Source organism: Paenarthrobacter sp. PAE-2 (assembly GCF_026013155.1).
In the GTDB taxonomy this organism is placed as follows: domain Bacteria; phylum Actinomycetota; class Actinomycetes; order Actinomycetales; family Micrococcaceae; genus Arthrobacter; species Arthrobacter ureafaciens.
In genome coordinates this window covers 15657-38310 of the sequence record NZ_JAPDNV010000006.1, presented here as the reverse complement: position 1 = coordinate 38310, position 22654 = coordinate 15657, and the positions used below count along the sequence as shown (strand labels likewise).

General features: G+C 64.2%; 24 protein-coding genes and 1 tRNA gene. 15 read left to right on the top strand and 10 right to left on the bottom strand.

All coding sequences use genetic code 11. From position 1 onward, the window contains the following. Positions 1–52: 52 nt before the first annotated feature. Entirely contained in the window at positions 53–4324 is a 4272-nt protein-coding gene (locus tag OCL88_RS05090; RefSeq protein ID WP_264961823.1) for a DUF4011 domain-containing protein, read from the top strand. Positions 4325–4327: 3 nt separating this feature from the next. On the opposite strand, the gene OCL88_RS05085 is transcribed toward OCL88_RS05090, so the two are convergent. The 3 genes from OCL88_RS05085 to OCL88_RS05075 all read right to left on the bottom strand — a co-directional run bounded on the left by OCL88_RS05085 (position 4328) and on the right by OCL88_RS05075 (position 6199). Then, entirely contained in the window at positions 4328–5110 is a 783-nt protein-coding gene (locus OCL88_RS05085) for an RcpC/CpaB family pilus assembly protein (RefSeq protein ID WP_264961822.1), read from the bottom strand. A gap of 66 nt (positions 5111–5176) precedes the next feature. Further along, on the bottom strand, positions 5177–5443 hold the full coding sequence (locus tag OCL88_RS05080; RefSeq protein WP_264961821.1) for an FmdB family zinc ribbon protein: 267 nt from the start codon (positions 5441–5443) through the stop codon (positions 5177–5179). A 153-nt stretch (positions 5444–5596) separates the two neighbouring features. Continuing rightward, the gene (locus tag OCL88_RS05075) at positions 5597–6199 is read right to left on the bottom strand and encodes a 5-formyltetrahydrofolate cyclo-ligase (RefSeq protein ID WP_264961820.1); all 603 of its coding nucleotides are present in this window, start codon (positions 6197–6199) and stop codon (positions 5597–5599) included. Between the two features lie 134 nt (positions 6200–6333). Here OCL88_RS05075 and galU point away from each other — a divergent pair, with 134 nt between their 5' ends. The 12 genes from galU (at position 6334) to OCL88_RS05015 (ending at position 14642) form a co-directional block, all read left to right on the top strand. Next, positions 6334–7239 carry a UTP--glucose-1-phosphate uridylyltransferase GalU gene (gene galU / locus OCL88_RS05070; protein ID WP_031216593.1) on the top strand — a complete coding sequence of 302 codons (906 nt, stop codon included), beginning with the start codon at positions 6334–6336 and terminating at the stop codon, positions 7237–7239. A 5-nt stretch (positions 7240–7244) separates the two neighbouring features. After that, positions 7245–7871, top strand: a complete 627-nt coding sequence (locus OCL88_RS05065) for a GNAT family N-acetyltransferase (protein WP_021472497.1) — start codon at positions 7245–7247, stop codon at positions 7869–7871. Positions 7872–7969: 98 nt separating this feature from the next. Further along, positions 7970–8893, top strand: a complete 924-nt coding sequence (locus OCL88_RS05060) for a hypothetical protein (RefSeq protein WP_410868347.1) — start codon at positions 7970–7972, stop codon at positions 8891–8893. Positions 8894–8897: 4 nt separating this feature from the next. Then, positions 8898–9698, top strand: a complete 801-nt coding sequence (locus tag OCL88_RS05055) for an SDR family oxidoreductase (RefSeq protein WP_264961819.1) — start codon at positions 8898–8900, stop codon at positions 9696–9698. Between the two features lie 38 nt (positions 9699–9736). Then, positions 9737–9809: transfer RNA gene (locus tag OCL88_RS05050), tRNA-Ala, on the top strand. Positions 9810–9918: 109 nt separating this feature from the next. Further along, complete coding sequence (locus OCL88_RS05045; protein WP_264961818.1) at positions 9919–10365, top strand: VOC family protein; 447 nt, start codon at positions 9919–9921, stop codon at positions 10363–10365. Positions 10366–10445: 80 nt separating this feature from the next. Next, on the top strand, positions 10446–10985 hold the full coding sequence (locus tag OCL88_RS05040; protein WP_264961817.1) for a PadR family transcriptional regulator: 540 nt from the start codon (positions 10446–10448) through the stop codon (positions 10983–10985). 4 nt (positions 10986–10989) lie between these two features. After that, positions 10990–12696, top strand: a complete 1707-nt coding sequence (locus tag OCL88_RS05035; protein WP_264961816.1) for an ABC1 kinase family protein — start codon at positions 10990–10992, stop codon at positions 12694–12696. 35 nt (positions 12697–12731) lie between these two features. Then, positions 12732–13262, top strand: coding sequence for a universal stress protein (locus OCL88_RS05030; RefSeq protein WP_264961815.1), 531 nt, complete (start codon positions 12732–12734; stop codon positions 13260–13262). After that, complete coding sequence (locus OCL88_RS05025; protein WP_264961814.1) at positions 13259–13711, top strand: fluoride efflux transporter FluC; 453 nt, start codon at positions 13259–13261, stop codon at positions 13709–13711. Before OCL88_RS05030 ends, OCL88_RS05025 begins: the two co-directional genes overlap by 4 nt. Continuing rightward, positions 13708–14079, top strand: coding sequence for a fluoride efflux transporter CrcB (gene crcB, locus OCL88_RS05020; protein WP_264961813.1), 372 nt, complete (start codon positions 13708–13710; stop codon positions 14077–14079). The genes OCL88_RS05025 and crcB overlap by 4 nt, the downstream gene beginning before the upstream one ends. 32 nt (positions 14080–14111) lie before the next feature. Beyond that, a complete protein-coding gene (locus tag OCL88_RS05015; protein WP_031216600.1) occupies positions 14112–14642 on the top strand; it encodes a ferritin in 531 nt (176 codons plus the stop codon). Positions 14643–14653: 11 nt separating this feature from the next. Here the strand turns inward: OCL88_RS05015 and corA are convergent, their stop codons facing one another. The 3 genes from corA to OCL88_RS05000 are packed head-to-tail and all read right to left on the bottom strand — an operon-like array spanning position 14654 to position 16608. Continuing rightward, entirely contained in the window at positions 14654–15649 is a 996-nt protein-coding gene (gene corA / locus OCL88_RS05010; RefSeq protein WP_264961812.1) for a magnesium/cobalt transporter CorA, read from the bottom strand. 10 nt (positions 15650–15659) lie between these two features. Then, a complete protein-coding gene (locus tag OCL88_RS05005) occupies positions 15660–16085 on the bottom strand; it encodes a DUF1761 domain-containing protein (RefSeq protein WP_264961811.1) in 426 nt (141 codons plus the stop codon). A gap of 10 nt (positions 16086–16095) precedes the next feature. Then, a complete protein-coding gene (locus OCL88_RS05000) occupies positions 16096–16608 on the bottom strand; it encodes an Lrp/AsnC family transcriptional regulator (protein ID WP_021472509.1) in 513 nt (170 codons plus the stop codon). 173 nt (positions 16609–16781) lie between these two features. Here OCL88_RS05000 and OCL88_RS04995 point away from each other — a divergent pair, with 173 nt between their 5' ends. Beyond that, on the top strand, positions 16782–18017 hold the full coding sequence (locus OCL88_RS04995) for an MFS transporter (protein WP_264961810.1): 1236 nt from the start codon (positions 16782–16784) through the stop codon (positions 18015–18017). A gap of 41 nt (positions 18018–18058) precedes the next feature. Here OCL88_RS04995 and OCL88_RS04990 read toward each other — a convergent pair whose 3' ends face one another. Genes OCL88_RS04990 through OCL88_RS04975 form a run of 4 tightly spaced genes read right to left on the bottom strand, consistent with a single transcriptional unit; the run spans position 18059 to position 21568 of the window. Then, entirely contained in the window at positions 18059–18565 is a 507-nt protein-coding gene (locus OCL88_RS04990) for an Lrp/AsnC family transcriptional regulator (protein ID WP_264961809.1), read from the bottom strand. A gap of 51 nt (positions 18566–18616) precedes the next feature. After that, positions 18617–19255 carry a TMEM175 family protein gene (locus tag OCL88_RS04985; protein WP_264961808.1) on the bottom strand — a complete coding sequence of 213 codons (639 nt, stop codon included), beginning with the start codon at positions 19253–19255 and terminating at the stop codon, positions 18617–18619. A gap of 42 nt (positions 19256–19297) precedes the next feature. Continuing rightward, the gene (locus OCL88_RS04980) at positions 19298–20527 is read right to left on the bottom strand and encodes an MFS transporter (protein ID WP_264961807.1); all 1230 of its coding nucleotides are present in this window, start codon (positions 20525–20527) and stop codon (positions 19298–19300) included. Positions 20528–20536: 9 nt separating this feature from the next. Beyond that, positions 20537–21568: a nitronate monooxygenase gene (locus OCL88_RS04975; RefSeq protein WP_264961806.1), complete on the bottom strand. Its 1032-nt coding sequence runs from the start codon at positions 21566–21568 to the stop codon at positions 20537–20539. A 40-nt stretch (positions 21569–21608) separates the two neighbouring features. Between OCL88_RS04975 and OCL88_RS04970 the strand changes: the two genes are divergently transcribed. After that, entirely contained in the window at positions 21609–22556 is a 948-nt protein-coding gene (locus OCL88_RS04970; RefSeq protein WP_264961805.1) for an N-acetylglucosamine kinase, read from the top strand. Positions 22557–22654 lie beyond the last annotated feature (98 nt).

Genomic DNA, 22654 nt, shown 5'->3' with positions numbered 1-22654 from the left:
CGGCCAGTGTCGTGAAGCGGGCTGGCAGGGTATTCCCGCTACCCTCGAAAGTATGCCGGTATGGTCCAAGGCGTCTAAAGCTAGTACAGAAAAGAAGGCAGAAGTTGTGTCAGTAGGTCAAGGCCACGAGGACGGCTCCGAGGAGCTCCGGAAATGGCTGTCCGGACTTAAGCCCGTTACTGGTGCGGACACGATGCTGCGTTTCGTCAAGACGCCCGAAGGCGCCATTGATCTCAGCAACGCCCATCCATCCGGACTGGCGCAGTTGTTGGCGGGTCGCAGAACGCGCCTGTCCACCCTGATCCGGGACAGGCAGCAATACATGGTTGCAGCCCGTGCCGCCCGGAACATCCGCTCAAAGATCTTCGAGCTGGGCAACGACCGCGGCATTGAAGCAGGTTATCTGTCGGCCGGCACTGTGGTGTGGACATCGGCCGTTGGTGGGAAGCCGCAGCGTGTTTCGGCTCCCGTGATGCTGACGTCCATTGCACTCACTGTTCGTCCGGGCGAGGACGACTTCGAACTGCAGTTGACCGAACAAGCCCGCATCAACCCGGCCCTGGTGCGCCATCTCAAGAATGTTCACGGCATCGTCTTCGACGTCAACGCTGTGGCACGCATGGCCTACAACACCGCGCGGCTGGATCCCCAACCGGTCCTCGACCGCCTTTCCACGCTCGTACAGCCCATCCACGGCGCCGAGGTGGAGTTCAACCTCTTGGTCACCACATTGGCCGACCTTTCGGGCAACCTCGATGATCCGTGGATCAACATGAACAACCCCATCGTCGCCGCGCTGGCAGCGGCCGCCAATGGTGCCGATATTGAACCGGAGCCCATCAAGGCCGGGCGTTTCCCCAGCTTGGATGATCGCGATCCCGCCGATGAGCTTCTGCTGTTGGATGCCGATACCGATCAGCAGTACGTCGTGGATGCGGTCCGGGCCGGTGACTCCCTGGTGGTCAGCACGCCTCCCGGCAGCGGCCAAACCCAAACCGCCATCAACGCGATCGGTGCCCTGGTCAGCGAAGGCAAGTCCGTGCTGGTGGTTGGCGAACGTCAATCCAGTGTTGCGGGCCTGTCTGCACACTTGGAGTCCCTCGGCCTGGATTCCATGCTTTTCCGGCCCGGCAACGGCACCACGCCGCAGCAATTGAAGGGGCAGTTGGTCCGTGCGATCATGCGGAACGAGAAAGCCCTGGAGCCGCAGCTCGGCAACCTGCATGCCACGTTGACCGGCCACCGGCACGCCCTGGTGGACCATGTTGCCTCGCTGCACAACGTCCGTGAACGGTGGGGGTGCTCCCCATACCAGGCCATGCAGTCGCTGGCCGAGCTGACGTCCATCCACCCGGCACCGTCCACCACCGTTCGACTCAAGCGCAGCGTGCTGGACAACATCAAGGACCGCGAGGAGCTGGCGGGCCGTTTGCGCCGCGCCGCGGAGCTTGGCAGCTTCAGCCGGGCATCGACGTCGAGCCCCTGGTACGGGGCCCGGCTCCTCACCCGCAAGGAAACCGAAGAGGCCCGGCAGCTGGCCCAAGTGGCGGAAGAGAAGCTTCCTGTTCTCCGGGAGCGCATGAAGCAACTGGCGGACCACGCAGAGATCCGCCTGGGCGATACCTTCGCTGAGTGGGGCACGCAGCTGGAACTGCTGATCGCGGTGCGCGAGAGCCTGGACAAGTTCACCCCGGATATCTTCGACCGCCCGGTCCATGACCTGATCTCGGCCACGGCCACCTCGGCCTGGCGGCGGGAACGCAACATCGAGATGCCCTCCATGCAACGTTCCAGGCTGCGCCGCGTGGCCAAGGAATACGTTCGTCCCGGCGTCCACATAGCTGACCTGCACAGCTCGCTGGTCCTCGTTCAGGAGCAGCGTGCGCTGTGGGCTGGCTACGCCACAACGCAGAGGCATCCCGCCGTACCGTCGGGCCTTGCGGACCTGGGCGCGCTTTACCGGGAGTTGGAAGGCGAACTGCAGCGTCTGGGGGAGGCGTTGAAGTACACCTCCGATGGCGGCTCCCTGCACAAGACGCCCTATGAAGAGCTGATGGAGCGGTTGGAGCGTTTGGTGGCCGATACCGCCACCTTGGAGACGCTGCCCGAACGTACCCTCCTCATCGAACAGATGCGCGAGCACGGCCTGGGTGAGCTCCTGGCAGACCTCGCTGCCCGGGAGGTGCCCGCCGAATCCGTGGCCGCTGAGTTGGATCTGGCCTGGTGGCAGTCCGCTCTGGAAGCCATGATCAGCGGGGACGATTACCTGGCCATGTCCGACGGCGACTCCTTGCGCAAGCTGGAAGCTGAGTTCCGCCTCGCCGACCAGGCGCACATTGCCAGCGGGGCCGCCCGATTGCGGTGGCAGCTCGCGTCCAAGTGGCGCCAGGGGATCGTGGAACATCCGCGCCAAGCCGAACTTCTCCGTGCTTTGCTCAAGGACGGCCGGGTTACCTTGCCTGCCCTGAGTGCACAGGCGCCGGACCTGGTTCCGCGCTTGGTCCCGGTCTGGTCGGTCAGCCCCTACCTTCTCACCGGGGTTCTTCCGGCCGAGCAGAAGTTCGATGCCGTGGTGATCATCGACGCCGAATCGACGTCCCTCCAAGCGGTGCTCCCGGCTGTTGCCCGGGCCCGTCAGGTGGTGGCTTTCGGTGACGCGAAGATCGCCAATGCGCGGACGTTCAGCGTGGCCGTGGAACCTCCGGTTGCGGGGGTAGCCAGCCACGAAGCCGTGGACAGCGCCTTCAAAGCACTGGCACGTATCCTGCCAACGTGGCAATTGAACTGGGTCTACCGTGCGGTGGATGAGGACCTGGTCCTGCAGCTGAGCAAGAACTATTACGACGGCGGACTTCGGCGACTCCCGGACGGCAGCTCCGTAACGGGCCTGGACCGCTCCATTGTGGTGGAGTACATTCCTGACGGCACCGGCCTGCCGGGAGCCGACCATGAGGGCGTTGAGTCCGTCGCAGCCGAGGTGAACCGGGTAGTTGACCTGGTCTTCGAACACGCCCGCCTGCGGCCCCGCACCTCGTTGGCCGTTGTGACAGCCAGCCTGCGCCACGCTGCCCGGATCGGTGAGGCCATCAGGCTGCAGTTGCCCAACCACCCTCTGCTGCAGACCTTCTTCGGTGCCGGGCCGGAGTCCTTCCGGGTGGTTGATCTGGAGCGGGCGCAGGGCCTTGTGCGGGATCACGTGATCTTCTCGCTCGGCTATGGCCGCACGCCGCACGGCCGTGCACTGCACTCCTTCGGTCCGTTGTCCACTGAGGGTGGGCGGAACCGCTTCGCGTTGGCCATGACCCGGGCCAGGCGCTCGATGCACGTCCTGAGCTGCTTCCGCCCGGAGGACCTGGACCTGGACCGGCTTTCGCACGGTGCGGTTGATTTCTACGAACTGCTGGACCGCGAGCTTTCGGGTAACAGCAATTTGGGTACACCCGCTTCCCGCGCGGTGGCCAGCGAACAGGCCCTGGGTGAAGATCCGCTGGTTGCCGACCTCGGTGAGAGATTGCGGGCGAGGGGAGCCCGGGTATGGCATCTCTACGATGGCGTCCTGGATATTGCCGCGGCCGCCGATCCCGTGCACACCATCGGCAGGGAAGGCGCGGAGATTCCTACCCCCGTGGCCATCGAGTCGGATGGTACGGAACGGTACCGCCGGATGAGCGTCCGTGAGCGCAGCAGGCTCCGCCCGCAGTTGCTCGAGCGGATGGGATGGCGCTACATGTCCTTGTGGACCATCGAGGTTTTCACCGACCCCTCCTCCTGTGCCGATCGGATCGGCTCCTACCTGGGGCTCGAGAACCACCTTCCGCAGCCGGCGACTGCGCCCCACCATGGTTTCCTGGACATGGATGTAGAACAATTGGACTTGCGTGACGTCCAGCCCTCCTACGTTCGCTCATCACCGGCGGCACCCGTGGGCGTTGCGTCAGGGTCCGCAACCGGTGACGGGAACGAAGCTACCGTGAACCCGGCTGAACCCGGAGCGAAGAGCCAGGATGTGGCCAAGGGCAGCGACGACTCCGGAAGCAACGAGTCCGGAAGCAAGGGGAGTACCGACGGGATGGCCCAGGCAACGGACGATGATGAAGACAACGCAAATGCTACCGGCATGACGGAAAGCACGGAAAAGGAAGAACCGGAAGTGGTTAGTGAGGCACCCGAGGACGCCAAGGGAAAGCGTGCTGCGGCTAAGCCCGCTGCTGAAGGCGTCCTGCCGAATAAGGCGGCTGAAGATGATCCGCGCCGATGGGGTGACGAACCCGGCTATGACCATGACCAATGGCTGAAGGAGCAGAAGCCCCCGCATTGGGGCTGACGTTCATTCTGCGGTGTCCGGTGGGCCGGATTGGGGTCCATGCACCAACATAAAGAAAAGCTTGCCGTGCGTTGAAGCGCCGGCAAGCTTTTCTGCTTGCTGGGGGTCTGCGGCTACCACTACCAGCCCATCCGCTTCGGATGTGCCCGGCCATTGTCCGGGGGCATCGCCTTGGGCTGAGGTCCACAGCACAGGAACGGCGCCTGCCAGCACGTCATGGCGTGGGGAAGATTCGGATGCCTCGGTGGCCGAGAGGATAACCGAGATGAGCTGCCCGGGCGAGAGTAGGCGAATTGATGCCGGGTCGGCCATTCGGAGCGGGACGGCGGCGGACCCGGGCGGCGCACCGGTGAGCAATCCCGGGCCCAGGAAGCTGGTCTCGGTGGGGATTTGGCCTTTGGCCAGTGGTGCAGCGAGTTGGCGGCCTTGAAGACGTGCAGGGTCCTCGATGGCTCCGGGGAAAGAAGCGCTTCGGGGTACGCCGGCGGTGATGAAGTCTGCTTCAGAGACGCTGGCGCCAACCGGGAGGTCCCGGGCCGAAACCACAATGCTGACCTGTTGCTCGGGAACTGGAGTAAGTTGCTGGACGGCGATTCCCGTGGCCAGGCAGAGCAGCAGGGCCACTGTCAGACGCCGATGCCTGGCTCCAAAGGAAGCGGCAGTGGCGGTCCAGTGCTCACCGTAACGGCTGGGGTCTGTTGTACGGGCGGCGCCCCGATGGCGGCGGGTCCCGAAGGGCGTTTGCCTGGTGCGGAAGCGCGGTGCGGAGGGTGGCTTGAGTGGCATATGGCCACGCTAGCCAAGGGGTCCGGCCGCAGGGGAGCGGCCGGAAACCCTATGTGGATAAAGCGATCAGCTGGCGGCGGCAGCAGGCGCAGGAGTCGCAGCGGGTGCCGGGGTCGCGGGAGCCGAAGGAGCGGCCGAAACCGTGCTTCCCTTGGAATCGCGGGAATCCGTGCGGTAGAACCCTGAGCCCTTGAAAACGACGCCGACGCTGTTGAACTTCTTGCGAAGCGCACCGTTGCACTCCGGGCACTCCGTCAGGGAACTGTCCGAAAAGGACTGCACGATGTCAAAGGCATGGTTGCAGTCTTTGCAGGCGTATGCGTAAGTGGGCACTGAATTCCTCCTTCAGAACAAAGTTCAGGTCCGGCGGCGGCGAGGGGAGGATAACCTCCCTTAGCAGTCGCAGGGCCTGAGTGCCAATTCTATCATCCCGTGGATTCCGCCCGTCGACCGGTCGTTATCTGTGCGGGATACCACGGCATATAACTACCGGCCGAGCCGGACAATTCCCGAGGGCATCAGGACCTCCGTAACCGGCTGGTCAAAAGCCTCGGCGGGAATAGCACCGGACGGCAACACATCGTCGTCGTACGTCACCGCTATGGTGCGCGGCCGCTGCGCCGAATCCTTGAGGCCCTGGAGGAAACGGTCATAGTATCCGCCGCCCTGGCCGATCCTGTTGCCATCGCCGTCAACGGCAGTCGCGGGCATGAAGATGCCTGCCGCATCCGCTCCTGCCACCGCACTGGTAAGCCTCTCGCCCTCGGGCTCATCGATGGGGGCGTAGGAGGACCTCACGAAGGTGGTTTCCGGCGTCCATTCCACCCAGCTCATCGTGCGGCCGGGCTCGCAGACGGGCAACAGGATCCTGTGCCCCTCTTGATGGAGGGCCTCAATCAATGGCAGGGTGGGCGGCTCGAAGGCCACGCCCAAGTAGACGGTAAAGGTGGCCGGGGACCCGCCTGAGACGTCCTTTGCCCAACTCACCCCGTGCCGTGCCAGCGCCTCTCCGGCCGCGGCAATTTGTTCCGGCGTGCGGTTTCGCCGCTGCAGCCGTCGGGCGCTGCGGATTTCTTCCTTGGATTCCATGTCCGTCCGTTTCGTCGAAGTGGTCCGGCGGGCCGGGCAGCGCTGCCCTTGCCGGACGTGAACGTCAACAGATTGTGCACACCCGCACGGCGGGGGTTTACCTTTTGACGTGATCCTTCCGTTAGATTAGTCCGGTGACTCACCATAACAATGCTGTCCGTAAGGCCGTCATCCCCGCAGCGGGTCTCGGTACCAGGTTCCTTCCTGCCACGAAGGCAATGCCGAAGGAAATGCTGCCCGTAGTTGACAAGCCCGCCATCCAGTATGTGGTCGAAGAAGCAGTCAAGGTCGGCTTGCACGACGTCCTCATGATCACCGGCCGCAGCAAGCGTGCCTTGGAGGATCACTTTGACCGTGTGCCGGCGCTTGAAGCCACGCTCGCGGAGAAGGGGGACACCACCAAGCTGGAGGCGATCCAGTCCGCCACCAACCTCGGGGACATCCACTACGTCCGCCAAGGCGATCCCAACGGTCTGGGCCATGCTGTGCTCCGTGCAAAGCAGCATGTGGGGCACGAGCCTTTTGCCGTGCTCCTCGGTGACGACCTCATCGATCCCAAGGACGACCTCCTGAGCGAAATGATCGCCGTGCAGCAGAAGACCGGCGGCTCTGTAGTTGCCCTGATCGAGGTGGAGCCCTCCAAGATCAGCGCCTACGGTTGTGCCGACGTCGAAGAAAACGACGAAGACGGCTACGTACGCATCAAGCAGCTCGTTGAGAAGCCGTCCCCGGAAGAAGCACCCTCCAACCTGGCCGTCATTGGCCGGTACGTCCTGCACCCGGCAGTGTTCGATGTCCTGGAAAACACCGCTCCCGGTCGCGGCGGCGAGATCCAGTTGACCGACGCCCTTGAGGTCCTGGCCCGTGGAGAGGGCGAAGGATCCGGCGTCTATGGCGTGGTCTTCCGCGGCCGCCGTTATGACACCGGGGACAAGCTGAGCTACCTCAAAGCCTGCATCGAGCTTGCTTGCGAGCGTGAGGACCTCGGTCCCGAGCTCCGCGAGTGGCTGCCGGACTTCACGGCTTCCCTGCCCAAGTAACTGCGGTGTACGGCTCTGCGATCTGGCCGGTAACGCTGGAAAGCGGAGACCTCGTACTTCGGCCAATCCGGTACCGCGACAAGCGGGAGTGGTCCGAGGTCCGCTCGCGGAACAGTGAGTGGCTCGCGCCGTGGGAGGCATCCAATCCGGCTCCGGGCGGACGGCTCCCGAGCTACCGCCAGATGGTGGCGTCACTTAATGACCAGGCGAGGCAGGCTACCGCGCTGCCTTTCCTGATCACCGAAAGGACTCCCGGTTTCCGCGAGCCGCGCATCGTGGGACAGCTGACCGTCTCCTCGATCGTTTGGGGATCGGCGATGATGGCCACGCTGGGGTACTGGGTGGACAAGGACCGCGCCGGACGCGGGATAGCCCCAACGGCGGTGGCTATGGCTACCGATCATTGTTTCCGCGCGCTCGGACTGCACCGGATGGAGATCAATATCCGTCCAGAGAACGGGCCCAGCCTGCGCGTGGTTGAAAAGCTCGGATTCCGGGACGAGGGCTACCGGCAGCGGTACTTGCACATCAATGGTGAATGGGCGGACCACCGGTCCTTCGCGCTGACGTCCGAGGAAGTGCCGCAGGGACTCCTGCGAGGTTGGCTGGAACGAAGAACGGGCAGGTCATAGGCCGTTTTCCCCGTTCGCGGCCATCATTTGGGGACTCGCAAGCGACACACCGCAGGCAATGCCGCAGCACCTGACGATTTGCTTCTACGGTTTTGAATGTGGACTTCCCTCTCAGCAGCTCAGTGATACTCGTTGTCACTGTTGCGCTGTGGATGGTGTGGGTGGCGCCCTATGTTCTTCGGAGCAAACGGACGCAGGTCCAAACGGCAACCGTGCCGGGTGACGTATTCGAGGACAAGCCAGACGAAACGCAGGCAGGGGTGGTCTTTACCGTGGCACCTCAGCAGGAGAAACCGATGGAGACCATGCACAGCAAAGCACAGGCGTCGCCCCAGGAATCCCGTGTGGCTGAGTCGTCTCCCCGGGCTACGCCCAGTACGCCGTTTACCATCCGCTACGCAAGGCTGACCCTTGCCCTGGCTGGTTTGATACTGCTGGTCACTGCCGCCGTCTCGGGGGTATTCACCCTCTTCGGCCAAGGCTCCTTCTGGTTGCCTTTGGTGTCGTTCACCGGTGCCGTTCTTGCCGTGGTCGTCCTGCGGAAGCTGGCACTGCGTGATCTCCGTGAACGGCGCGCCCGCCGCGCGGCACAGGCCACGCGGATTCCCACGCCGGCCAGGTACCTGCCCAAGGAGACCGTGAGCGAGGCCAAGGAAACTCCCGTTTTTGATGCGGAAGCGGACAAACCGGAAACGCCACGGCTTTCTGCCTTGGAACTCCGGCAAGCGGCGCTTGCAGTTGCCGTGGCAGCAGGCGATAAGTCGGCAGAAACGTCCGCCGGGAACGAGGGAACTCCCTGGGAACCGGTTGAGATCCCCAAGCCCACGTACGTGGGCGCGGCCAAGGCGAACCGTCCTGCCCCTGAGCCCTTGGACCTGCCCGAGGCCCCCAAACCGGTGGGCAAGCCTGTGCTCAAGCAGGGTGCCGTCCAGCAGGAGGCTGCAGGGCCGGCCCATACCGCCGTCAAGGGACAGAGCGCCCTGAGCAACCTCGACGACGTCCTTCAACGCCGGCGCGCCTAGGCCTATGGCGGTTCTTTGCGTTGCGGGCGGAACCGGACAGGTTGGCAGCGAAGTCGTGCGGCTCGCCTTGGAAGCAGGCCACACCGTCAGGGTGTTGAGCCGCCACATGCCGTCCCCTGGATCGTCCACGCATCACGACGGCGCCACCTACTTCGCGGGCGACGTCACCACCGGTGTTGGCTTGGATGCCGCAGTGGCGGGTGCCGACGTCGTGATCGACTGCCTGGAGGGTCAATTCGGCAAGGCACGGAAGCAGTTCGCCGCCGGCGGTGCCCGGCTTGCTCAGGCAGCGGGCGATGCCGGGGCGGGCAGGGCCGTGGTGTTGTCGATCATCAATTGCGATCGCAGCACGTATCCCTATTACGAGTCCAAAGCTGCAAAGGAGCGGGCCTACGCCGGCTCCGGGCTGGAGAGCGTGGTGGTGCGGGCCACCCAGTTCCACAGCCTGGTGGCAATGGTTTTTGGAGCCGGTTCCCGTTTGGGGCTGATCCCTGTCTTCAAAGGCGCAAGGTTCCAGACCATCTCCCCGGCGGACGCGGCCAAGGCAGTGCTGGAAGCAGCGGAGGGGCCGGGGCAGGGGGCGCGTCATCACGTGCGGACTGTCGGCGGGCCGGAAGTGCTCAGCATGCAGGAGTTGGCGGTGTCATGGAAGGCAGCCACCGGCTCGCGGGGCAAACTCATCCACGTACCGTTGCCCGGAGCGATGGGCCGTTACTTGCGGGCGGGTTTGAACCTGGCGCCGGAGCAGAAGTATGGCCGGGAGACGTTCGTGTCGTGGTTGGAAAACGGTCGGAAAACTTTATAGCCTAGGGACACTGGCCGCGCCGCAAGGGCGCAGGTTCGGGGGCTATAGCTCAGTTGGTAGAGCGCTTCGTTCGCATCGAAGAGGTCAGGAGTTCGAATCTCCTTAGCTCCACAGATTTTCTCCATCCCGTGGCTATCAAGCCCGGATTTTTGCTCTCATGGCTCCAGCGGTTCTCAGGCTGCCTTAACGAACGCTTCCGGCCTGGGCTAGCCTTGGCCGCATGTCCTTCGTAAAACACTTCGACCACGTCGGCATCACCGTTGCTGACCTCGATGGAGCCATAGCCTTCTTTGAAAGCCTGGGCCTTGGACTCGAGGGCCGCATGCACATGGAGGGTGAATTCGTTGATACGGTGATCGGCATCCCCGGTTCCCGCAGCGAGATTGCCACTCTGCGGGCTCCTGACGGTGGAACGGGTGTGGAACTGTCCTCGTTTACCCACCCCGGGCACGAACCCGGTTCGCCCGCGGCCATGTCCAACCATCTCGGGCTGCGGAATGTCGCATTCGAGGTGAACCACCTTGATGCCGCCATTGAACGCGTGGGTTCGGCTGGCTATGGACTCATCGGCGGCGTTGGCCGGTATGAGGACATGTGGCGCATGGCCTACATACGGGGTCCTGAAGGAATCATCGTGGCGCTGGCGGAAAGAATCCATCAGGGCTGACCAGCCATTGTCCCTCTAATGTACCGGGTATAGCGTTAGCTATCGTTCAGTATCGTTCGCGATCTTCCGAGGTGGGCATCATGCGTGATTCATTCCCCGCAAGCGGGTTCATGGGAAACAATTTCGACGGCGTATGGCAAGCGGTGGAGGACTTCAAGTCCCGCTTTGAAAAGCGGGCAGGAAGCCGGGCGGGCCGCGGCGAACTGCGGACGGCCATCCTGGCGCTTCTGGCTGAGCGGCCCATGCATGGCTATCAAATCATCCGGGAAATCGAGGAGCGCAGCGGCGGGAACTGGAAGCCCAGCGCGGGCTCCGTGTATCCGACACTGCAGTTGCTGGCGGATGAAGGTTTCGTCAGTGCCGAGGAATCCAACGGCCGCAAGATTTATTCACTGACCGAGGCCGGCCGGGAGGACGTCAACAGCACTGAAACGTCGTCGTTGTGGGGTAGCGGGGCGGAGGCCGGGCCCGGGTTCGGGGCGTTGCCCAAGGCCGGCATGGAATTGGCCCAGGCAGCGGCCCAGGTTGGTCGTTCCGGAACTCCCAAGCAGGTGCAGGAAGCTATTGCCGTCCTGGAGGACGCCAGACGCCGGATCTACACCATCCTCGCTAGGGACTGAGGGGGTGGCATCGGTTAGGGGAAGCCGGTCTGTCCAGTCGCCCGGTTTCGGGAACACGCGTGCCCGGTACCGCCGTATCCTGCGTTTCGCGGCGTGGCACCTCGCTGTTACGTGGTGGTTCGAGCTTGCGTTGCCCCGGCTTGGCTTGCGGAGGATTCCGGAACGCAACCGGGCGAGGAGAATGCAGCAGTTCGCCCGGCGGTTCCATGTGCTGGCTGTGGAACTTGGTGGCCTGATGATCAAGGTTGGGCAGTTTATGTCCTCCAGGCTGGATGTGCTTCCTCCCGAGATCACAAAGGAACTCGAAGGGCTGCAGGACGAGGTGCCGGCTGTTCCTTTCGATGAGATCAGGGCACTGGCGGAGGCCGAGCTGGGGACGCCACTGGAGGCGGTCTTTGCCTCCATTGACGAGGTCCCCCTTGCTGCAGCCTCGCTGGGGCAGGCCCACCGTGCTGAACTTCGTGCCGCCGATCGGGAGGACACCGGGCTGGGCAGCGTCGTCTTCAAAGTCCAGAGGCCCGGTATCAGCAAGATTGTGGACGTGGACCTCGCCGCATTGCGGAAGGTGGGTGGCTGGCTAAGCCGGATCCGCTTGGTCGCCAGCCGGGCCGACGTTCCCGCGATCATCAAGGAGTTCTCCCAAACCAGCCTTGAGGAAATCGACTACCTGAATGAGGCAGCAAACCTTGAGCAGTTCGCGGCGGATTTTGCAGGCGATGGCCGGGTCGCTGTCCCGGGCGTGGTGTGGGAGCGGACGTCGCGCCGGGTACTCACGCTGGAGGATGTCACAGCCATCAAGATCACCGATGCGAACGGGCTCCGTTCCGCCGGAATCGACCCCGCGGAAGTCGCACCCGTCTTTGCATCGGTCATGTTCGACCAGCTGTTCACCAACGGCTTCTTCCACGCAGATCCGCATCCTGGCAACATCTTCGTTACCCCTGCCAGCGATGCTGCGGGAGAACACCCTTGGAAACTGACCTTCATTGACTTCGGCATGATGGGGCAGGTGCCTCCGAAGACACGCGGTGGCCTGCGGAAGCTGCTGATTGCGGCGGCCGCGAGGGACGGGAAAGGACTGGTGGCCGCCATCAGCGATATCGGTGTGCTGGTTCCATCCGCAGACACCCGTACTCTGGAACGGGCCATGACGCAGCTGTTCGCACGCTTTGGCGGTATGGGGTTTGCTGAGCTGCGTGAGGTGGATCCGCGGGAATTCCGCGAGTTTGCCGTGGAGTTTGGAGACGTTGTTCGTTCCTTGCCGTTCCAGCTGCCGGAGAATTTCCTCCTTGTCATCCGCGCCATGTCCCTGACCTCCGGGGTCTGCAGCTCCCTTGATCCGAGGTTCAACCTCTGGGATTCCGTGGAACCTTACGCCGCCGGCTTGCTGCGTGAGGAGCGCGGCAACTTCGCCCGGGACGCGGCCTCGCAGGCGCTTGAGATCGCAACGGTGGCCGTCGGCCTCCCCAAGCGCCTGGATGCCGTCCTCACCCGTCTGAATGAAGGTGCCGTGGAGGTGGCCGACCCGCGGGTGGAGCGGCAGTTGGCGAGGCTTGTCCGTCTTGGCCAACGCGGTGTTGCTGCTCTGGTTTTCAGTGCCCTGCTGCTCGCCGGAGCCCTGGTGCGGGCAGCCGACAGCGGGCTTGGCAACGTCCTGATGATCCTTTCTGTCCTGCCTTTGCTCTTCGTCCTGAAACCGCCGCGTCCCTGACAGCGCGTCCTGCAAAGCGCCGTAGACTTTTCCCTGTGACCGAGACCCCTGCAGCGCGTAACGAGCCAAGGCTTGGGATGTCAGGCCCGGTTGTTGTGGGCGTCGTTCCCGGGCAGAGCGCGCAGGTTCTCGATGCCGCCGCGGTCCTTGCTGCTGCGGCGGGCCTTGACCTAAGTTGCGTTTTTGTCGATGTCACGGCCTACCGCGTGGACGGTCCGGCGGGGCGGCGGCTGGCTCCCATAGACCCCGACGGCGTTGATGACACCGCAGGCCTGTTGCCGGAGTCCTTGGAAAAGATTCTTGCTGCTGTGCTCAGGGGCAAAGGTGTCACGTGGTCCATGGAATGGTTGTCCGGCGAACCGGCCCACGCGCTGGCACAACACGCCAAGGCGATCGGTGCCTCCCTGATCGTCGTCGGCGCGAGGGAACGGAAACCAAGTTCGGCCATCAAGGAGTTCGCGGGTGGGTCCGTTGCGCGGCACCTGGTGCACCTGCAGGATCGGCCGGTCGTGGTGGTGCCCGTGACCCCGGACAACATGGACCGACTGACGGGACCGGGGGAGTGACCCGGCCGGTCCACCTCAAGTGGAGGTTCGTGGGGCTCGTGGCTGCCGGAGGAGCGTTGGGAGCTCTGACCCGTTACGGGCTGGGGCTGGTCATCCCCTCACCCGACAGGTGGCCGCTGCCTACGCTGATCATCAACATTACGGGGGCGCTGGCACTGGGCGCCCTGTTGGAGGGACTGTCCAGGAGAGGGCCCGACGCCGGGCGTCGCCGTGTCCTGCGCCTCGCCTTGGTCACGGGTTTCCTTGGTGCTTACACCACATACAGCACCTTGGCGCTGGATACAGTGCATCTGATGACCTCCGCCGACCTGGCCGGAGCTGTGTGGTACGCGGGGGCCACCGTTGTTGGCGGCGCCGTGGCGACTATCGCGGGCATCTGGCTCGCCGCGAGGCAGCATCGCAGGTCCCTGGCCCATGGAGGCCCAGGGGATGGCACGGTGGAGCCATGACGGTGGTTTTCCTTGCGCTCGCCGGCGGCGTGGGCGCGGCAGTGAGGTTCATTGTGGACGGCCTGATCCGGAGCAGGCTGCGCACGGCGCTGCCGTGGGCCACCATCCTGATCAACGTTTCCGGGTCCTTGGTCCTGGGGTTCGTGGGCGGGCTGGTGGTGCGGGGCCACGCTCCGGATTCGCTGCAGTTGGTTCTGGGTACCGGTTTCCTGGGTGGTTACACCACGTTCAGCACGGCCAGCGTTGAGACGATCAGGTTGGTGCAGAGCGGGCGCACGGGGTTGGCCTTGGCCAATGCCTTGGGATCTCTGGTGGCGAGTGTCGGGGCGGCCGGTGCGGGCTTATGGATTGCTTTCGCCTTGCCCTGAAAACCGTGGCGACGCGGTTGTAGGATCAGGCCATGGCTAAGAATAGATTCACTGAGTTGTTGTCCGCGCAGGTCGCCAATGAGTTCGCAGCCTCGCAGCAGTACATCGCCGTGGCGGTGTACTTCGATGGAGAGGACCTGCCGCAATTGGCGCGACATTTCTACCGCCAGGCTTTGGAAGAACGCAATCACGCCATGATGATGGTCCAGTACATGCTGGACAGGAACCTGCGCGTGGAGATCCCGGGCGTAGCACCGGTGCGCAACAATTTCGCCAATGCCAGGGAACCGATCGAGTTGGCCCTGCAGCAGGAAAAGGAAGTGACCCGGAACATCGAGGAAATGTTCCGGGCGGCCCGTGCAGAGGGTGACGCCCTCGGTGAGCAGTTCATGCTGTGGTTCCTGAAAGAGCAGGTCGAAGAAGTGGCATCGATGACGACGCTGCTGAACATCACCGAGCGTGCCGAGAACCTGTTCGACATTGAGAACTATGTGGCTCGCGAGGCCGTGGGCGACGGCGGGCACGACTCCGGAGCGCCATCAGCGGCAGGCGGTGCCCTCTAGCCGAGGGTACGTTAGAGCCACCCCTTGCGTTTGAAGATCACATACATCAGCAGCGCCGAGCCAACCATGAACGCCAACGCCATGGGGTAACCGAAATCCCAATGCAGTTCCGGCATGACGTCGAAGTTCATGCCGTAGACGCCGGCCACGAACGACGGGGCGAAGAAGATCGCCGCCCAGGATGAGATCTTTTTGACCTGCTCGTTCTGGGCGGCGCTGGCTTCATTCTGACGGTTAGCCGTGAGAGTGCCATCCAGCGTGAGGGCGTTCTGCAGGATGTCCCGGAAAGAGTTGGCCCGGGAAATAAAGTGCTGGGCATGGTCTTCGACGTCGCGCAGGGAGCGCTGAAGTTCAATGTCCACGCCGTACTTTTCGAACCCCTTCTCCAGGAGCGTCATCATTTCGGGCAGTGGGTGGATGGCACGCTGGAACTGGATGACTTCACGGGCAAGTTCATAGATGCGGCGCGATACTTTGGTGTCGCCACTGAAGAGTTGGTCCTCGATTTCGTCGATGTCGTTCTCGAGGCCGGCGACAACCGGGCCATAGTCATCCACCACCTGGTCTACGAGGGCGTACAGCACTGCTTCCGGCCCGTGCCTGAGGAGGTCGGGCCTGCCCTCCAAGCGTTTGCGGACCTGCGCGACGCCAGCCGTTTCAGCGTGCCGGATGGTCACCACGAAGTTCGGTCCGGTGAAGACGTGCAACTCCCCGAACTCCACGGTTTCGGTGTGGTCCACATACCTCGCAGGACGAAGCACGGTGAAGAGGTTGTGGTCGTACCTCTCCAGTTTGGGGCGCTGGTGCGCGGACACAGCGTCCTCGACGGCCAACTCATGGAGCCCGAATTCCGCGGCGACGCCCGCCATCTCCTCTTGCGTTGGACGGTAGAGCCCAATCCAGGCCATACCGCCGTGCCGGGCGAGTGTTTCGAACGTCTGCTCCAGGCTCGCGGGGGTGGCGGTGCGGACACCGTCCACATAGACGGCGTTATCGATGATGGTCACTGGTGGAACGCTACTGGATGGCTCCGATGATGGCACCCGCGATGGCCAGGGCCAGCACGTCATGACCGGAGTCGATCAAGGTCACAGCGGACGGCCGACCGGCAAAACCGTTGTGGATCACGTGGCCGCCTGCCCGGAAGATCAGGCCGATGATGATGCCGAGGAAGGCTCCGCCCCAGAAGGTGTTCGCGTCCAAGGCGCTGATGAACACTGCCAGGAGAATGCTCGTGATGGCCGCGGCCAACGTCATGGGAAGCCAAATGCCCGCTCCGCCTTCGATGTTCTTCAGGTCGTCTTCGGTCTTGCCGATGGCTTCCATCCACTTGCGTCCCAAGACCGCCGGCATGTACCAGACGAACCCAACCACCATGCTGGAAATGAAGGCCAGAAGCACGGCGAGCCAGTTGATGTCGGAAATGTGTGAAAGCCAGTCCATACCCAAAATCCTAGGTCCCGGAACCGTTCTGTACGTGGTCCTGACGACCGCGTGTTGGGGCCGCCATCCGGCTGATCAAGGGTTCAGTGCGGTAGGGGATATGGGTGTGCAGGGCAAGGACGGTCTCCGTCCGGATGACGCCCTTGGTGCGAAGCACGGATCGAAGCGCCGATTGGAGGTTGTGGGTGTCTGTTGCCACTACCCGGCACCAAAGATCGCCTCGTCCGGAGATCTCGTGAACCTCCAAGACCTGGGGAATGAGGCGCAGGGCTCCGATCACTCCATCGAGTTCGCGGTGTGTCACTTCGATGGTCACGAAGGCAACCACGTCATAGCCGACCTTCTCGAGGTCCACTTCACGGCCCGCGGCCTGCAGCACGCCGGAACGCAACAGCCTCTTGACCCTGCTCTGCGCCGTGTTCCTGGCGATGCCGAGGGTGTCGCTGAGCTCCGCTATCTGGATGCGGGGGTCTTTGATGAGCTCCAGCAGGATCCGCAGATCCATGGGGTCCAAGCTGTTCAAATGATCACTCTGGCTCACTTAGATCCTAATACTTTGATGTTTTCGCTCAATCATCTCATCCAAGTTCTTCTTTACGCTCAGTGATGCGACATCCTGTTGCCACCTATGAACACACTTGGCCGCAGACCCTCCCACAAGGAGGCGGTGGGGCCACGAAGCAATGAAGGCATGTAATGACTGTCTTGAGCGAGCTCCGCATGCGTCCGGCCACAGCCGTCCGCTGGAGCTGGAATGCCGGAACCACGGCACGGCTGGTCCTGTCCGGAGTGGTGATTTTCACCTTGCTGGTGGGCGCCAACCTGGCCACTCCGCTGTATCCGTTGTTGCAGGCACAGATGGGATTGTCTTCCCTCGACGTGACGGTCGCGTTCTCAAGCTACGTGCTGGCGCTGATCCTCGTCCTCATGGTTGCCGGCCACTGGTCGGATCACATCGGACGCCGCGCTGCCCTGGTGCTGGCTGTCCTGGTGGGCCTTCTTGGCGGCATCATCTTCGCCAACGCGGGCGGCCTTCCCGCACTGTCGGTGGGTCGCGCGCTCCAAGGCGTGGCGGTTGGCCTGGCAACCGGCGCCAGTTCGGCTGCGCTGCGGGAGTTGTTGCCGCACCGGCCTGATTGGGCGTCCCGGTTCACGCTGCTCTCCTCTGCCGGGGGAGTGGCGGCAGGCCCGTTCATCGGCGGTCTGCTGTCCCTCCTGCCCGATCCCACCCGCACGCCCTATTACATCCACACCGCAGTCCTGCTTGCTGCGCTTTTGCCGCTGTGGCTGCTCAAGGCACGGCCCGCTATTGCGCCCGCCCCGGGCAAGCCGGCTTTCAAGGTCCTTGCTCCCAGGCGTCCTGCCATTTCCCGGGCTGCCCGGGGTGCCTTCTGGATGGCTTCCTCGGTGGGGTTCCTGAGCTTCGCGGTCTTCGGATTTTGCCTTTCCCTGGCGCCGGGCTACTTTGCGGGCATTGTGCAAGCGGACTCGCGGCCGCTCATCGGCTTGCTCGCCGGTCTCACTCTGGGCGCCTCGGCGATGAGCCAGTTGGTGGGCGTCCGGGGAAAGTACCTGGTTCCCGTGGCTCTGGCCCTGTTGGGTGTATCGGTTGGCCTGCTGGGGGCCGCTGCGGCCTGGTCCAGCCCGGTTCTGTTGGTGCTGGTCAGCATCACGGCGGGAGCCAGCCAGGGCGTTGCGTTCCGGCAGGTGTTCAACGACGTCGCAGGCAAGGTCGAAAGCGCCCGCCACGCGCAGGTCATCAGTACCGTCTACGTCATCACCTATATGGGCAGCGCCGTCCCGGTGATTGGGCTGGGACTCGCCGTCACCGCCGTGGGCCTTCAGGCCGCCGTCGTGGGTTTCACGGTCCTGTGCGGGGTGGCGGCGCTGCTGCTCGCCGCCGTTTCGCTGCGGGTTGCCCGTAAGGGCTAACGACGCCGGTCGCGCACCTGGGCAGCCCGGTCCAACCGTGCTTACTCGGGGAGGGGACCCCGGTTGCCCGGGATGTGCTGGAAAACCATGGTGGTTTCCGTATGGCCCACCACGGGGTCGGTGGCCAGATTGTCCAGCAGCCAGTTGCGGAGATCGTCCGTATTGGCGACGGCGATGTGCAGCAGGTAGTCGACGGAACCCGTGGTGTGGAACGTGGAAATCACTGCCGGCAGCTTGGGCACCCGGGCGGTAAAGCGGTCGATCTGATCGCGGTCGTGGGCGCGGAGGCGCACGGCGATGAGTGCTTGCACCGAACGGCCGATTGCGGGCAGGCTCAGCACGGCCTCGAACCCTTCGATGATGCCGCGCTCTGACAAAGCCCGGGTCCGCATCAACGCCGTGGAAGGGGCAATGCCCACCAGTTCAGCCAGTTGTTTGTTGGAGATGCGGGCGTCCTCCACCAGGGCGGCAAGGATTCGCTCGTCGATAGCGTCCAGCGGCTCCGCGTTCCCCGGGCTGGATCGAATATTCTTCGCGGCGCTGCTCACTTGTCCTCCTGAAATTGCCGTTTGTTCATCATAACGGTGAATTCCCTGCAACTAAGCGGTTGCCGCCCCCTCGAGGCGTTTGGTGGAGAGCCGCTGCAGCGGTTCGCTGGCCACCATGAGGATCAACGGCAGATTGCCGAGGCCGGGAGCGATGAGGGCAACGATGAGCGCCAGGAAGAAGAGGCCCGCCACAATGGCCCCGGAAAGGATTCCGGCCGCGGACTCCACGCGGTCCATGGTGTGGAGGTCCGGGTGGCGGCGCAAGTACAGGCGGGCGGCCAGGAGCATGACGCTGGTGGCCAGCAAGGTGCCGATGTAGACCAGTGGTTGGGCCCAGTCCGGATGCATCTGTGTTGACAGGGCAGTGGCCACCGGCATCCAGACGATAGTAAACATCCACCCCACGGTCAGCCAGAGCAAACCGGAATCCACGCGGCGCACTACCCGGAAGAGACGGTGATGGTGAACCCAGAAAACTGCGATTAGAAGGAAGCTCAGAGCGAAGCCCAACAAGGCAAACCGCTCATGGTCGAACCATTCGGCGGTGGTTCCATCCTCGTCGGCGAGGTCGCCCACGCTCTCCATGAGCGGGAGGATCAGCAACGTCAGGGCGATCGCCACAACAGCGTCGGTAAATGCCTGAAGCCGCTCCGGCGAGGACAGTTCCCGGGGCCTGGTGACCTGTGCCATGAGACTGATTGTAGGGGGTTCCTCGCCGAAACCAGCCTGTCATTAGCCCTTGGGAACCGTTCGGTGAACCACCGCGGTGACAACGGCCGTCGTGATGGCCAGGGCGGTTACGGCCAATGCCAAAGCTGTCCACCCATAGGCCTGGAAGGCGAGCCCGCCTGCCCATCCGATGATGCTCGAGCCCATGTAGTAGGAGAGGTTGTACAGAGAGGCAGCCTGTGCCCGGCCTTTCGTGGCGATGGCCCCTGTCCATCCTGACCCAACGCTGTGCGCGGCAAAGAAGCCACCGGTAAAGACCACGAGTCCTGCCAAGGTGGCCACGAGGTGATCGAAAAGAGTCAGGGCAAGCCCGGCGCACATCACGCCGATGCCGGCCAGGAGCACGTTGCGGCGACCAAACCGGGTCGTCAGTCCCGCTCCCCACCGTGACGTCACCGTGCCTGAGAGATAGGCCAGGAAGATGAGGCTGACCAGCGTCGCTGGAAGATTGAACGGTTCGGCATGCAGGCGGAAGCCCAGGTAGTTGTAGACCGCCACAAACCCGCCCATGAGCAGGAAGGCCTGGAGGTAGAGGGCGAAGAGCTTGGGGTTGGTTGCGTGTCCGCTCAAGGTGCGCCACGCGCCCCGAAGGCCTTGGACAGGAGCCGGTGTGAAGCGCCGCTGCTTGGGGACCAGGACCAGGAACAGGACTGCTGACAACGTGGCCAGCACGGCCACCGCAAGCGCAGCCGCCCGCCACCCCCACAGCTCGCCCACGGGGCCGGCCACCAGCCGGCCGGCCAATCCGCCCAGGGTTGTGCCGGCCACGTAGCTGCCGGCGGCGAGTGCCGTGTGGATTTTGGTGACTTCCTCGTTCAAGTAGGCGATGGCTATGGCGGGAATTCCTCCCAATGCCATGCCCTCGAGGGCCCGCAGGCCCAGGAGGACCGGAACGGTGGGCGAGAGTGGAACCAATAGTCCAAGGACGGTGGCGGCGCCGATTCCGATTGCCATGGCGCGGACCCGGCCGATGCGGTCGGCGAGGAAAGACCAGGGGAGGACGGTGACGGCCAGGCCCACGGTGGCCAGGGAGATGCTGAGTGCCGCGTCCGCGGCGGAGATGCGGAGGTCAGCGGCCATGAGGGGCAGGATTGCTTGGGTGGAATACAGCTGGGCGAACGTGGCTACACCTGCCATTGCCAGGGCCGCCAGGATCCGGCGGTAGCCACTGGAGCCTTTGGGGTGGCCGTCCCAGGTATCGGTTGCGGCAGTGGTGTCAGGTGCTTTTGTCACCGTTTCAGGTTATGCCCCGCCGAGGAAGTCCTTGACGACGTCGGTTGCTGAGCCGGTCCGGGCGGTCCGCCAACCGGTTCCGGCCCACAGGTTGAGGCGGTGCGGGTCGCCGGCGGCCGACGCGGCGGCACGCACGGGTGCTGTCAGGTGGTGGATGGCCGGATACCCAACAGGTGCGTTGGCGTGATCGCGGACGAAGTCGTTCACCAAGGAACGCGCCAGGCGGCCGGTGAACGCACGCGTCATGGCAGTCTCCCTGAATTGCGCATCGCCCAAGGCGTCTTTGTGGGTTTGCCGGGCACCGCTTTCCTCGGTCCGGACCAGGGCGGTGCCAACCTGGACTGCCGAAGCGCCTGCGGCGAGAGCTTCCCTGAGGGCCTCGCCGTCGGTGATGGCGCCTGCGGCTATCAAGGGAAGGTCGACGGCGGAGCGCACCTGGGTGAGGAGCGCCGCCGTCGTTCCTGGTGCGGTGGCGCCCCCGGAAGCGCGCGGGAGGAAGGCCGTGGTGTGGCCTCCTGCCGAACTGTGCTGAACGGCCAGTGCGTCCGGGCCTTCTTCAGCGGCCGCCCGGGCCTCTTCGACGGTGGTCACGCTGGTGATCACGACGCTCCCTGCCTCCTGCAGGGCTTTGACCACGGAGGTGCCGGGGAGCCCGAAGGCGAAGCTGACGTATTCAACCGGATCTGCCAGGAGAGCTTCGATCTTTTCCTGCCATGCGTCGTCGTCATCCAGGCGCAGCGGGGGCAGGGTCACTGAGTAGCGCGCGGCGTCAGGTTGCAGTTCCGCCCGGTAGGCCTCCAGCTGTGCCAGGACTGCGGGGCCGGGGTGGAGTTGGCCGGGGTCGGGCACAAAGACATTCATGCCGAAGCGGAGGCCTTCGGACCGGGCGGCGGCAATCTCTGCCGCCATGGCCTGGGTGCTCTTGTAACCGGCCGCCAGGAAGCCCAGGCCGCCTCCTTCCTGGACAGCGCGGACCAGCGCCGTGGTGGACGTTCCGCCGGCCATGGGTGCCGCGATGAAGGGAGTGTCGAACAAGGGCATGGCGGTTTCTCCTAGGGGCGCTCCAAGCTAGTCTTTCACGGTGAACAACCTTGACTCCGCAAGCCATTCCCCTTCCAACTCCTCCTCTGGCCTGGCTGCCCCGGCCGGCACGGTGATCGGGCTGGACATTGGCGGCACCAAGACGCGCGGCGTCAGGTTCCAGGACGGCGTTCCCGTCCGGGATGAGAGTGCAGGGAGCTCCAACGTCCAGAACGTCACCCGGGAACAGGCGAAGGCCAACCTGGCCGAATTGTTCGCCAAGATCGGCGGGGGAACCGTGGATGAGGTCTACGCAGGATCCGGCGGGATTGACACTGATGAAGACGCCAAGGCGCTCGCGGATCTCATAGCCCCCCATGTGCCGGGTGCCCGGATCACGGTGGTGCACGATTCGCGGCTCCTGCTGGCAGCAGGTGGAGCGAGTTCGGGCGTGGCTGTCATTGCGGGCACAGGATCGGCTGCCTGGGGCCGGAACCAGGCCGGCGAGGAAGCCCGAGCCGGTGGGTGGGGCTATTTGTTGGGGGACGAAGGCAGCGGCTATTGGTTGGGCAGGGAAGCCGTACGCCACAGCCTGAGGCGCATGAACCAGGGCCTGGAGCCTGACGCGTTGAGCCAGGCGTTGTTGGACTCCTGCGGCGTTGATGATCCGGGAAAGCTGATCGCCCTTTTCCACTCCCCGGACACGGGTCGCCGGTATTGGGCGCAGCAGGCCCGGCTTGTTGTGGAGGCGGCCGCCGCGGGCGATGAAACCAGCCAACGGTTGCTCGTTCAAGCGGGCAACGACCTCGCGGACCTTGCCGCCCAAGCCGTGCGTCAACTGGGCCTGGACGGACCGGTGATCCTCGGCAGCGGCTTGGGGATGAACGTGGTGCCAATCCAAGAGGCGTTCAAGGCCCGTTTGGCTGAGTGCGGCATCACGGACGTCCGGATCCTTGATCAAGACCCCGTGTTCGGCGTGCCACGGCTCGTGGCCGAACAGCGCGCCTGACGGTCAGCGCCGGCGGCTGTCGGTCAGGCCCCGGCCTGGTCAAGCCAGCGGGCGTCGGTCATGCCAGCGGGCGTCGGTCATGCCAGCGGGCGTCGGTC